Source organism: Acinetobacter sp. CY81 (genome assembly GCF_059515925.1).
Map to the genome: position 1 here is coordinate 107,228 of NZ_JCAKNC010000003.1, position 12,698 is coordinate 119,925.

Genomic DNA, 12,698 nt, shown 5'->3' on the forward strand with positions numbered 1-12,698 from the left:
GAATTAGGCGATAAACGGCATAAGAGATTGATTTATTTAATATATTGTTAAGTTTAACTTAATAATATGAGAGTGTTTATGAATGATTATTTAGAAGCTTTATTTAATATTTTAGAGAGAATGGAATGAGGTGGATGAACAAGATCACAAGACTGATCTTGTTCATGAATGACTTATTTAAATATGATTAGCAAAATTGTGCGTGGACTATAGCCCTTGCGCTTTCAGGCGATTGGCATGTTGACGATAGACAGAAACAGGATCTGCTGTAAAGGTTGCAGTCAGTCCAAAGAATTGGTTAATGGCATCTAAATGATTCCAATTATAGTCATCACGAAGTGTCTTACCGTATTTGGCACTACAGCGCGTTACCAGTCCGTCATTATCACCATTTTCATCCGTCAATTTAGCGGTCACGCCCAGTAACATATCTGGGTCTAAAACATTGGTTACCGTACCTGTACCACCAAATGAATAGAATCGAATGCCTTTCTCAATCGCAGCACCTTCACCACAGGCAGTTTTTGGCATACCTAAAGGATATTTGGCTTGAAATGCAGCAGAGCCAGCGAGACTCAAGCTTTTGCCTGCTGCTAAAGAATCGTGTGGGAAGCTATTCGGATCAATGCCTTGAGCCCAAACCAGCATTTTAGAAGCGAAATTTACCACCTCTACCACAGGTTGTTCTAAAGCACTGCCTTGAACAGAAATGATTAAGTCAGCAACTTTTGATCCTTTTAATGGACTGGCTATGGCTGTTGATGATGCTACTTTTTGTGGTGCGACATTACTCACATAAGCCACACTATGCCCCCCGTGGCTATGTCCTAAAAGATTGACTTTACTTTTCCCTGTTAATGCGATGATCTCATCGACTTGTTGTAAAAGTTGTTCTCCACGCACTTCAGAAGCATTAAATGGTGAAACACGTGTTGCCCATACATTGCCACCATTGCGAGCAATGTCGGGTAAAATTTGATACCAATAATCTATACCTAACTCATCCGTGCCTGCGCGAATCCATCCGCCCATACCATGTGCAAAAACCAGCGGGTATTGCGTTTTTGCATAAGATGAGAACACAAAGCGTTCTTTGATTTGTGAGGTATTACTGGCTTGTGTAATTTGTGATGTTGCGATACTTGCACAAGATAGCATTGCACATACGATTGTTTTAGTCGTCCATTTCATAAAAAGCACTCTCATTTTTTTGTTGTTTAAAGATGAGTATTCCCTTTGAATTATCATCCTGATTCATATTCAAGACATGTCCATGTCGAATATCTATTTCATACGACTGATTAGTCGCTATAGGGTAGTTTTCCTCCTTTGTCATGTACTGTTTCAAAAGTCTCAAGGCGTAATTGTTCTTGTGGGTTTTTAAATTGTTGATTACGTAACTCTTGGATAGCAGACTGTTTTGCAGCTTCACTCATATTGCTGTTTTGAATGGTTTGGCGGTTAGCCAAATAGCCATCGACACGGTTTTTCCAATCGCTACGTTGCCCATCTAAAGTTTCTAAACGTTGTGTTGCCTCAGGTCCTACCAGGTTCATACGCATTTGGCGAATTTCTTCAGCACTTCCACCACGTGCTTTAATTTCAGCAGTGAGTTTCCGAAGGTCTTCGAGTTGAGACAATTGTTTTAAATTTTCTTTCCAATCTTCTGGTAAATCGTCAAACAAGTCTTGTAATTTCTTGGCTTTTTCAGCTTCAGTCAGTTTTTTATCTTCCATGACTGCCATACGTGCCAAGGTATAATCGTTATACGTGTCTTCAGTGCCAAATAAACCTTCAATTTCATATTGCGAGAACAGTTGTTGACGCAGGCTTTTCATATTGTTGAAAATTGCCTTGAAGTATCCAGAGGATTCTTTGTCGCCACTTGGTGCTTGGAGTTCACCTAATCTTTCACGATATTGGATGTAGCGAGACCACAAGTCGGTTAATTGACCCAATAAAGGCTCTTTATAGGTACTTTGGGCATAGCGAACGAAATCAGCTTTAATTTGTTGAATCTCTTTTTCGCCATATTGGGTAATGAAAAATTCAAAACAGTTTTTGGTCGCTTCATTTACAATCAGTCGATTGGATGCATCCATTGAAACTTGGCAGTTAATTTCAATATCTTGCTGGCTAGCACTTGAAAATGCATTTGCCATTTGCCCTTGAGCATTTAACGTAGCAGCAGATTGTTCAGCACTTAACGCTGTTGATGCAGGAGATTGAGAATCTTCAGCTTGTGCAGAGTCTTTCGGTTTGAGCCAGTAAATGAGTCCAGCTATAAATGTGATGACAATCACAATAATTAGAATTCTTTTGTGGTTTTGTTGCATTCCAAGTCCTTTGAAATATTTAAATTATTTTTCTATTGATTGGCTAATTTGCCACAATCTTTAAAAAATCAAAACTGAAATTTGTAAAAATAGATAAATGGATTTGTTAAGATAGTCTGCTAAGTCTGTTATGAATTTTTCCAATGTCTGCACCAGCTTCAAGTACTAAGCCTGTAAGAATTAAGCGACGCCATATCAGTGGTGTATTTCTACTCAATAAACCTCTGGGAATTAGCTCAAATGCAGCTTTGCAACGTGTGCGATGGTTGTATCGTGCTGAAAAGGGTGGTCACACAGGGGCGCTTGATCCTTTAGCTTCAGGTTTATTGCCAATTTGTTTAGGTGAAGCAACCAAGTTTTCTCATTTCCTGTTGGATTCAACTAAGCGCTACCAAACTACGGTTCAACTGGGACATAGTACGACTACGGGTGATGTTGAAGGTGAAGTCTTGTTGGAAAAAGAAATTCCAAATCTTGATGAAAACACGATTCTACAAGTGCTTGAAAAATTTAAAGGTGATATTCAGCAAATTCCACCGATGTATTCAGCGCTCAAAAAAGAAGGTCGTCCACTGTATGAGCTAGCGCGTAAAGGGATTGAGATTGAACGTGAATCGCGTCCCATTCATATCTATGCGATTGAGTTGATTTCCTTTACCGCAGACAGTGTTACTCTCGATATTACTTGCTCGAAGGGAACCTATATTCGCGTATTGGGCGAAGATATTGCTGAAGCTTTAAATACACATGGGCATCTGACGTATTTACATCGAATCCAAACAGGTGAGTTTGAAATTATTCCTGAATACACGATTGAATATTTAGAAAGTTTGACAGAGCAAGAGCGTGAAGCGTTATTACTTCCAGCTTATGCACCCGTCAATCACTTCCCGAAAATTCAAGCGCCTGAAGGACGGGCAGAATATTTTAGTCGTGGTATGGAAAGCAATATTGATCATCCTCCTGAAGCACAAGTCATCGTCTTTGATGGTGAGAAATGTTTAGGTCTGGCAGAAATTACTGACAAAAAACGCTTAGTCCCTAAGCGTGTTCTTAACTTGTAATGTGAGTCTATCACGATGGAAATGGAAGTCATCATCACATTAATCTTTATCGCATTTTTTGCAGGAGCAATTGATGCTGCAGTTGGGGGCGGAGGGTTGATTCAGATTCCCGCCCTGATGGGTGCGCTCCCGCACACTTCGACAGCGACGATCTTTGGTACCAATAAACTCGCCTCCATTTGTGGAACAGCCTCCGCGGCATTTTCGTATTTACGACAAGTGAAATTGGAATGGAAGTTACTTGCTGTGGTTGCGATTACTGCATGCATGAGTTCATTTGGTGGCGCAGCTTGTGTATCGATGATTCCACAAGAAGTATTAAAACCTTTTGTGCTGTTTATGCTGATCGTGATTGCGATTTATACCTTAATCAAAAAACAATTCGGACAACATCATGTCCAACAACAACTGACCACTAAAATGCTCATTCTTGCAGGAATTGGGGGATTAACCATTGGTTTTTATGATGGTATCTTTGGTCCAGGTACGGGCAGCTTCTTTATTTTCTTTTTTATTAAATATCTTAATTTTGATTTTTTACATGCCTCTGCGTTGTCCAAAATTGGCAATTTTATGACTAATTTTGCAGCCTTAAGTTTCTTTGTTCCGGCTGGGCATGTTTTACTTGGTCTTGGATTAATGATGGCTGTTGCCAATGTCTGTGGCTCTCTGGTGGGGGTCAAAATGGCATTGAAATACGGCAGTGGTTTTATTCGTATTTTATTTTTGATTTTGGTGAGTGTGCTCATTTGCCGTTTAGCTTATCAAATGTTCTTAATGTAATTCATTCTCGATATTAAAGTTATTCATACAATTCATGGCATAACATAACGAAATTTATTGATATTTTAGAGAAGAGTTCTGCATGCTTCTGTAAAAGCTGCTTATAAATCCATTCTAAAATAAATATCAATCGCTCAAGGAAAACAACAATGAATATATTTGAAGCATTAAGAGAAAGTCATGATGTTCAACGTGAACTCGCTGAAAAGCTCATTAAAACTTCAGGAGATACTCCAGAACGCCGTGAATTATTTGATCAACTTAAAAATGAACTCTTTGCACATGCTGTTGCTGAAGACCGCTATTTTTATATTCCACTCATGATGACGGATTCGGGTTTAAATATTACTCGTCATGCTTTGGCTGAGCATCATGAAATGGATGAGTTATTGGAGCAACTCACTGAAACTGAATTTAGTAATTCGGGCTGGTTAGCTGTAGCGAAAAAGCTTTCTGAAACTGTCCATCATCATTTGAAAGAAGAAGAGCAAGGTTTCTTTCAGCAAGCTGGAAAAATCTTGGAAGATAAAGAAAAAGAGACTTTAGCGAAGAAGTATCTAAAAGAGTATAAAAAATACAAGAGCTTAGATAAAGACAGTTTGGTCTAAATTGCTCGATATCCGTTGCAAAAAAAGATGGCTTAAGCCATCTTTTTTATGGGTTGAATAATGGGGGCATTAAGCATTTTATTGGATTTATACTTCGATTTTACAATCCCTATTTTTAGCCTATCCATCTAAGGGTTGGGTTCTTTTGCTGGCACTGTATGTCACACCAATAGATGCAAGCATAATGCAAAACAAGGCAATCGTTTGTAGCACACTGATATGTTCGTTAAGTAATAACCAGCCAGTAAGCGCGCCGAGAGCTGGAGATAAACTAGACAGCGTACCGTAACTCAATTTACTTAAAGTTTTAAGGGCTTTTAAATCTAAAGCATAGGGAATAGCTGTGGCTAATAGTGCAATCATCAAGGCTTGAGGCCAATATTCAAATTGGATTAATGCACTTGGATTATGTACTGCACTCATCGGTAGTAGAGCCAATGCTGAGAGCACAATCGCAATACTCAGTGCATGCATGCCAATATTTTGGCGAGCAACTTTTTGCGCAAAATAAATATAAGACGCCCAAAATAACCCTGCACCCAATGCCATAGCGGCGCCTAGATAAGAGAAATTTTCGGCATTGGCATCTTGCCAAGGCACCATCAGTCCGACACCTAAGATCGCTAACATCACCCACAGATAATCACCGCGATGCTGAATCGAAAAGAAAGCTAAAGCCAATGGGCCAATAAATTCTAATCCAACTGCGATACCTTGAGGAAGTCGTCCTAAAGAGGCATAGAACAGTACATTCATAAAACAGACGGAGGCACTGTATAGCAGTAAATCTTTCCATTTTAGATCGGGTAATTGTTTAAGAATTCGCCATGATTTGAACATCAAAATGACCAGAATCGATGCAAAAACGAGTCTGAGCGTCACCACAGTCAATGGATCTAATACTTCAAATAACTGCTTTGCAAATGAAGCACTAATTTGATAGGCAACCATGGATAAAACCATGTAGAGAACGGCAGTCAGTTGAGTATTTGGCATGAGTGATTATGTGCTATGAGCATTAGGCGTATTCTTTGAGCAAATGGTATCACTGTTTGATCTGAAACATCGCTATTTCAGTCTTTATAGAGGAATTACTTATGAGATGGATTTTAAAACTCATTGCTTTTATAAAGATCTAATTTATAGGACTTTTATTTATAAGAAATATGGAAGTGCGGTCTTATTTTATAAAAATGATGAATGATCAGTAGTTTAAAGATCTTATAGATCCGCGTTTATATTTTGTTGCAATTCATTAATATTTAATCAGAACTTAACAATTACAATAAGTGTGATGTATTTAACGTTTTATAATAAAAAATAACGGTGATAACCATGATGAAAATGAATAGTTACAAGACACTGTTCTTAACCGTCTGTGTGGGGTTAAGCGTCGTAGGATGCGGTGGCTCTTCCAATAATGATAAAGAAAACCCTGCAAACCCACCTATTAATAATCAATCTATTGCTGTTCAAGCTCAAGTGAAAAGTGCTGATGGTTCATTGTTAAAAGGCGTGAATGTTAAGGTCTTAGGGCAACAAGCTGTTACTGATCTCAATGGTCTGGCTCGACTCAATGTTCAAGTCCCTGCATCTCAAACTGAAGTTGTGGTGACCTATGAAGCCGATGGCTTTATTCAACAATCGATTTTGGTGAAAAAAGAAGAGCTTGCACAGCTTGCTGCAAATTTACTTGCGATTAAAGCCATTGTTCCTGTTGAAGATATTGCTCTAGAACAAGTCATTAAAGCACCATCATTGGGAGCGAAAATCACAATACCTGCCAATGCCTTTGTTGATCCCAAAGGGAACTTGGCACAAGGTCAAGTGCATGTGGAGTTTAGCCCTTGGGATATTCAATCGACTGATCTGAATGCCATGCCAGCCAATGGTTTTGCTGTAGATGCGCAAGGTAATCGTACGCAACTCATCAGTGCAGGAATGATCACAGCAACATTTAGCGATGTGAAAACAGGGCAGAAACTACAATTAGCACCGAATAAAACTGCCGATATTCAGATGGATTTACCTTTAAAAAGTATCAATAATCAGGAAATGAAAGAGGGTACTGAAATTCCAATGTGGCATTTCGATGAAACGAAAGGTCTTTGGGTCGAAGAAGGTAAGGGTAAAGTGGTTGCTTATGCTGAATCTCCGACAGGGCTTGCTGTCCATGCAACAGTTTCACATTTTTCAACTTGGAACTGGGATTTTAAATTTGAAGCAGCAGGTTCAGTTTTTATCCAATGTACCTCAGATAATAAGAAAGTGCCGTGTAATGTTGTTGCTAAAATTAAATTGGCAGATGGTTCTAGTTTAACCAAAACATCATATATTCCTGAACAGGGCACAATGGCTTATAACATGCCTTCAGAAGGAACCATCTTATGGCAGGCAACGGATTTAACCAGTACTTTAATTGGTGAGAAAACCTCATTGACCACAGGTTCTGTGACGATTGATCTAGGTAAACCAACAACCGACAACTTTGTTCAATGTGTATTGCCGAATGGTAGTGCAACGCCATGTACTGCTACTCTGAATCAGTCTTATCCTTTCTCTTTAACTCAGGAAGGTGGGAAAATCACAACGGGAATCAACGATGATGATGGACAACTTGAATGGAGTGCAGTAGGACCAATGATTTATGAAAGTAATCAATGGGTACGCTACAAAGGCGGTTTAGTGTCAGGTTTGACAGGACAAGTCACCATTCAATTGAGCGAACGTGAAGTGCTTTTTGAAGATGCTGAGGGTTTAAGTTTCAATGCTGTATGCACCACGTATGATGCAGTAAATCAGCCGGGGACACAGACCGTTCAACCACTGGCTGCGAGTTGGGAAGTCGATCCAGAGCTAACCAATTTACCGTGTGAAATTAATCTATGGATTTCTTTAGGTGATAATGAGCCACCGCAGGAACTCACCGTATCTGCGACTTATGGTAAACCCGTAAAAATTCAACTCCCTAGCAAATTTTCAGGATTCTACTCAGCCAATGAAGGCGTAATCGATTCAATTCAGTTAACAGGTAATGTAACTCGAGGGGCGGGAAGAAATTATCAAGGTTATGCAAATTTGTATGATCGAATCCTTCCAAATCAGGTAGTGGTGATTAATCTCTGGAATTATTGTACCGATGACGGTGATAGCGTATGTGAAGTACCTGTTTCTTAATTTATATTAAATAAAAACCACCTTTCGAGGTGGTTTTTTCAATGCTTAGATTATTGGTTTTTCGCTTTGGCTTTTTGTGTTGTGACGGTACAACCAATGGATGCTGTGATAATGGTCGCAAGGGCTAGCCATTGATTCCATAAAAGCGCTTCACCTAGAAATACAAAACCTGAAAGTGCTGCAACAGCCGGTTCAACACTCATCAGTGTTCCAAAACTCAGCGCAGTTAAATTACGTAGCGCAATCATTTCCAAGGTAAATGGTAGGGCACTGGCAAGGATGGCGAGTGCAATAAAATAAATGAAATTAGACGGTTCAAACACGGCACTAGGGACACCAAAAAACAGCGCTAAGGGAAGCAGTAAACTTGTACCGACAAACATCCCTAAGCACACAGTATGGTTGCCTGAAACACCCGAAGGCCGCTGCCCTGCAATAATGTACAGTGCCCAGCATGCACCTGCCCCAAGCGCAAAAGCGATGCCAATAGGATCAAGTGGTTGACTGGCTTGATCAAATGGGAACAGTAAAACTAAACCTAAAATAGCTAACCCCACCCAAATGAAGTCAAACTTTTGACGTGCATAATATAAGGCGACACTGAGCGGACCAATAAACTCAAATGAAACTGCAATACCTAAAGGAAGACGATCAATGGATAAATAGAATAGTAAATTCATGCCTGCAAGTGCAGCACCATAGCTAATAATGGCTTTCCATTTGATTTGCTGAAATTGAATTTGCCAAATTTTAAAAATAATCGCCAGGATGAGTGCACTGAGTAAAAGGCGCATGGCTGATACAGTCAATATTGGAAATTGATCGAACAATATTTTTGCCAATGAACCACTACTTTGCAGACTCACCATAGCGATGAGGAGCAAAAGTAAAGCTTGAATATGAGGTAGATTTTTCAAATTAAGCATTGGAAACCATTTAAAGCATGACTATTTTTGAGCGTGTTGTTTAATGTGAGATTGTTATTCAACGGCAATTTATAAGCTGTTGTGAGAAGTAGCGTTATGCATTTTAAAACTAAAAACCTTGCATGTCTGAGCCATCGAACATGCAAGGTTTTGAAAAATAAAAAACCACAGCTTGAAAGCTGTGGTTTTCAAAACTCTAAATAGATTAGAACAATACGCGAGCGCGGATTGTACCTTCAACGTTATGAAGTGTATCTAAAGCTTCAGAAGATGCAGTTGCGTCAACATCCATCACTAAGTAACCCACATCGCCTTTGGTCATTAAAGACTGACCAGAGATGTTGATACCGTGTTCAGCGAACAAGTTGTTGATTTTAGACAACACACCTGGCACGTTTTTATGAATGTGAAGTAAACGGTGTTTACCTTCAGTCAATGGAAGTGCGATTTCTGGGAAGTTCACAGCAGATAAAGTCATCCCTTTATCTGAGTAAGCAACAAATTTTTCGCCAACTTCAAGACCGATGTTTGCTTGAGCTTCCATCGTAGAACCACCCACGTGCGGTGTTAAAATCACGTTTGGTAAGTTACGAAGTGCAGAAACAAATTCTTCACCGTTCGCTTTAGGTTCTTTAGGGAATACGTCTACAGCCGCACCACCTAAGTGACCAGATTTAAGCGCATCAGCTAAGTCTTCAATCACAACACATGTACCACGTGCAGCATTGATGAAGATCGCGCCTTCTTTCATTTGAGCAAATTGGTCTTTAGTCATGAAGTTACGTGTAGATGGAACATCTGGCACGTGTAAAGACACAACGTCAGCATTGGCAAGTAATTCACCTAAGCTACCGACTTGACGTGCATTACCTAATGGTAATTTTGTCACTGTATCAAAATAAATCACTTTCATACCCAAGCTTTCAGCTAAAACTGAAAGTTGAGAACCGATTGAACCGTAACCAACGATACCTAAAGTCTTACCACGAGTTTCGAAAGAACCCACAGCAGATTTGTTCCAACCGCCTGTATGTGTATCTGCAGATTTCTCTGGCACACGACGTAGAAGAAGAATTGCTTCAGCCAAAACAAGTTCAGCAACTGAACGTGTGTTTGAGTACGGTGCGTTAAATACAGGAATACCACGTTCCATCGCTGCATTTAAGTTCACTTGGTTCGTACCAATACAGAAACAACCGACAGCAATCAATTTATTCGCTGATTCAAAGACTTCTTCAGTCAATTGAGTACGCGAACGAATACCGATGAAGTGAGCATCTTTAACCGCTTCTTTCAACGCTTCACCTTCAAGCGCAGTTTTACGATAATCGATGTTGGTATATCCAGCAGCATTTAGAGTGTCGATAGCGTTTTGGTGAACGCCTTCTAACAGCAAGAAACGAATTTTATCTTTAGGCAAAGAGAGATGTTGGCTCATTACGGCTCCGCTACAAGGCCAAATTTAGTGGCAGTATCATATCATAGGAGATCGCTTGATATACATTTCCTTTATGACATTCGATTCTAATATTTTTGCCAGTGATATGTACTAACATAACATTACTGGTCTAATTAACTGTGTAATTTACAAGGTGAGATTCGTGAAACACGTTTTTCAGCGTGTTTGATAAAAATGACATATAATATGGGCTCATGAAATCTAAGCCATCGTCCAAATCGGCTTTTTGATCATGTCTTGTCTTAGAATTTGTGTGCTTTAAATGGCACTGATTTGCCATTTAATCATATTCAGTTCTAGACCCTCAAAACTACTTGTTTTACTTCTTGCAAGGTCTGAAAACGATGAATGCTCCAATCGCTTTAACCCCAGAGTTATTAACCCAATTGACCGCTATTGTTGGCGAAAATCGCATTAAAACCGATGCGGACAGTCTACAAAATTGGGGGCGAGACCATACCAAACACTTTGATCCAAATCCATCTGTTGTCGTATTTCCATCGACCACTGAACAAGTGCAAGAAGTTGTTAAATTAGCAAACCAATATAATGTTGCGATTACACCATCGGGTGGTCGTACAGGTTTATCTGCGGGTGCTGTTGCTGCGAACGGTGAGATCGTGGTGAGCATGGACAAGATGAACCAAATCTTGGAATTCTTCCCAGCAGACCGTATGGTCCGTGTTCAAGCAGGTGTGGTGACTGAACAACTTCAGAACTATGCTTCCGATCAAGGCATGTACTATCCAGTAGATTTCGCTTCTGCGGGGTCATCGCAAATTGGCGGTAACATTGGCACAAATGCGGGCGGTATTAAAGTTATCAAATACGGCATGACACGTAATTGGGTGTTGGGTCTGACTGTGGTGACGGGTAAAGGCGATGTGCTTCGTTTAAACAAAGGCATGATCAAGAACGCGACAGGTTATGCACTTCAGCATTTATTCATTGGTGGTGAAGGGACTTTAGGTTTAGTCACAGAAGCTGAAATCAAACTTGAACGTCAACCGCAAGACCTTCAAGTGATGGTACTGGGTGTACCTGATTTTGATGCAATCATGCCTGTGCTTCATGCATTCCAAGCGAAAATTGATTTAACTGCATTTGAGTTCTTTGGTGAACTTGCGATGCAAAAAGTATTGGCAAATGGTCATGTTCAACGTCCATTTGAAACTGAATGTCCATTCTATGTATTGCTTGAGTTTGAAGCGCCGTTTGAACCAATTATGGACAAGGCGATGGAAATTTTTGAACATTGTATGGAACAAGGTTGGGTACATGATGGCGTGTTAAGCCAAAGCCTAGACCAAGTGGAAAGCTTATGGCGTTTGCGTGAAGACATCTCTGAGTCTATCGCACCATTTACACCTTACAAAAATGATATTTCAGTATTAATTACGCATGTTCCTGCATTTATTAAAGAAATTGATGCAATCGTGTCTGATAACTATCCTGATTTTGAAATCTGCTGGTTCGGTCATATTGGTGACGGTAACTTGCATTTAAATATCTTGAAACCTGCTGATTTAGATAAAGATGAATTCTTTGCGAAATGTCAGGTGGTGAATAAGTACGTCTTTGAAACTGTGAAAAAATATGATGGTTCGATTTCTGCTGAACATGGTGTCGGTATGACCAAGAAGCCATATTTGGACTACACACGTACGCCAGAAGAAATTGAATACATGAAAGCGTTGAAACAAGTGTTCGATCCAAACGGCATCATGAACCCAGGTAAATTGTTCGATCTATAAGATTTATGAACATATAAAAGTGATGTTAAAAAAGCGTATTCTAATGAATGCGCTTTTTTATTTGGAAATTTGTTTTCGGCAATGAGGTGTCTCACTCATGTAACAAAGCGTCACTATTGTTAAATGCCAAATAAGCTCAAAATTTATTAAAAATGTATATATGGATAATGAAAGAATGATTCGTTTAATTGCTGCATCTGCAATGTGTTTGGGAATTTTATCGGGGTGTGCGACCACTCAGAATATTGTCAATAAGGTGAGTAATTCAGGTACACCTTTGGCTCAAGTGTTGAGTGAGCGTTCTGACTTACGTAAAGATTTATCGACTGTTGAAATTCGTCAATATTTTAATCAGGTTGAGAATCCAACTGCGGCGGAAGTCAAGGTGACTGAAACAGGTTTATTGGATGACTCGGTAAAGTCTATTCGTACCATTTATCGTTTTAAAAATGTGAATGATGATTGGAAATTGATTGATACCCAAAAAGCGTATCAATGTGCACGGGGTAAGAATAAAGGTTTTCAAGCGGCAAGATGTCCTTGATCAATTGGTCTATTTAGGCAAATAACGATTGTAAATTAGTCAGTTAT

General features: G+C 39.5%; 11 protein-coding genes. 6 read left to right on the forward strand and 5 right to left on the reverse strand.

Features of this window, described 5'->3' with window-relative positions; genetic code table 11:
• Nucleotides 1-207: 207 nt before the first annotated feature.
• Nucleotides 208-1,158 (reverse strand): esterase/lipase family protein, encoded by a 951-nt coding sequence (locus AC5YDM_RS04980; RefSeq protein ID WP_496151244.1) that lies wholly within the window; start codon nt 1,156-1,158, stop codon nt 208-210.
• Between the two features lie 143 nt (nt 1,159-1,301).
• Nucleotides 1,302-2,336, reverse strand: a complete 1,035-nt coding sequence (locus AC5YDM_RS04985; protein WP_496151014.1) for a lipase secretion chaperone — start codon at nt 2,334-2,336, stop codon at nt 1,302-1,304.
• A gap of 143 nt (nt 2,337-2,479) precedes the next feature.
• On the opposite strand from AC5YDM_RS04985, the gene truB reads away from it, so the two are divergent.
• From truB to AC5YDM_RS05000, 3 genes are all read left to right on the forward strand, one after another.
• Complete coding sequence (gene truB / locus AC5YDM_RS04990) at nt 2,480-3,400, forward strand: tRNA pseudouridine(55) synthase TruB (protein WP_496151015.1); 921 nt, start codon at nt 2,480-2,482, stop codon at nt 3,398-3,400.
• A 15-nt stretch (nt 3,401-3,415) separates the two neighbouring features.
• Nucleotides 3,416-4,183: a sulfite exporter TauE/SafE family protein gene (locus AC5YDM_RS04995; RefSeq protein WP_496151016.1), complete on the forward strand. Its 768-nt coding sequence runs from the start codon at nt 3,416-3,418 to the stop codon at nt 4,181-4,183.
• Between the two features lie 149 nt (nt 4,184-4,332).
• Nucleotides 4,333-4,791 (forward strand): hemerythrin domain-containing protein, encoded by a 459-nt coding sequence (locus AC5YDM_RS05000; protein ID WP_496151017.1) that lies wholly within the window; start codon nt 4,333-4,335, stop codon nt 4,789-4,791.
• 120 nt (nt 4,792-4,911) lie between these two features.
• On the opposite strand, the gene AC5YDM_RS05005 is transcribed toward AC5YDM_RS05000, so the two are convergent.
• The gene (locus tag AC5YDM_RS05005; protein WP_496151018.1) at nt 4,912-5,787 is read right to left on the reverse strand and encodes an EamA family transporter; all 876 of its coding nucleotides are present in this window, start codon (nt 5,785-5,787) and stop codon (nt 4,912-4,914) included.
• A 339-nt stretch (nt 5,788-6,126) separates the two neighbouring features.
• Here AC5YDM_RS05005 and AC5YDM_RS05010 point away from each other — a divergent pair, with 339 nt between their 5' ends.
• On the forward strand, nt 6,127-7,968 hold the full coding sequence (locus AC5YDM_RS05010; RefSeq protein ID WP_496151019.1) for a PKD domain-containing protein: 1,842 nt from the start codon (nt 6,127-6,129) through the stop codon (nt 7,966-7,968).
• A gap of 50 nt (nt 7,969-8,018) precedes the next feature.
• On the opposite strand, the gene AC5YDM_RS05015 is transcribed toward AC5YDM_RS05010, so the two are convergent.
• Nucleotides 8,019-8,894 (reverse strand): EamA family transporter, encoded by an 876-nt coding sequence (locus AC5YDM_RS05015; RefSeq protein WP_496151020.1) that lies wholly within the window; start codon nt 8,892-8,894, stop codon nt 8,019-8,021.
• Nucleotides 8,895-9,099: 205 nt separating this feature from the next.
• Complete coding sequence (gene serA / locus AC5YDM_RS05020; RefSeq protein ID WP_496151021.1) at nt 9,100-10,332, reverse strand: phosphoglycerate dehydrogenase; 1,233 nt, start codon at nt 10,330-10,332, stop codon at nt 9,100-9,102.
• Between the two features lie 365 nt (nt 10,333-10,697).
• Here serA and AC5YDM_RS05025 point away from each other — a divergent pair, with 365 nt between their 5' ends.
• Both AC5YDM_RS05025 and AC5YDM_RS05030 read left to right on the forward strand, forming a co-directional pair.
• Nucleotides 10,698-12,107: a D-2-hydroxyglutarate dehydrogenase gene (locus AC5YDM_RS05025; RefSeq protein WP_496151022.1), complete on the forward strand. Its 1,410-nt coding sequence runs from the start codon at nt 10,698-10,700 to the stop codon at nt 12,105-12,107.
• A 175-nt stretch (nt 12,108-12,282) separates the two neighbouring features.
• On the forward strand, nt 12,283-12,651 hold the full coding sequence (locus AC5YDM_RS05030; RefSeq protein ID WP_496151023.1) for a hypothetical protein: 369 nt from the start codon (nt 12,283-12,285) through the stop codon (nt 12,649-12,651).
• Nucleotides 12,652-12,698: the final 47 nt, after the last annotated feature.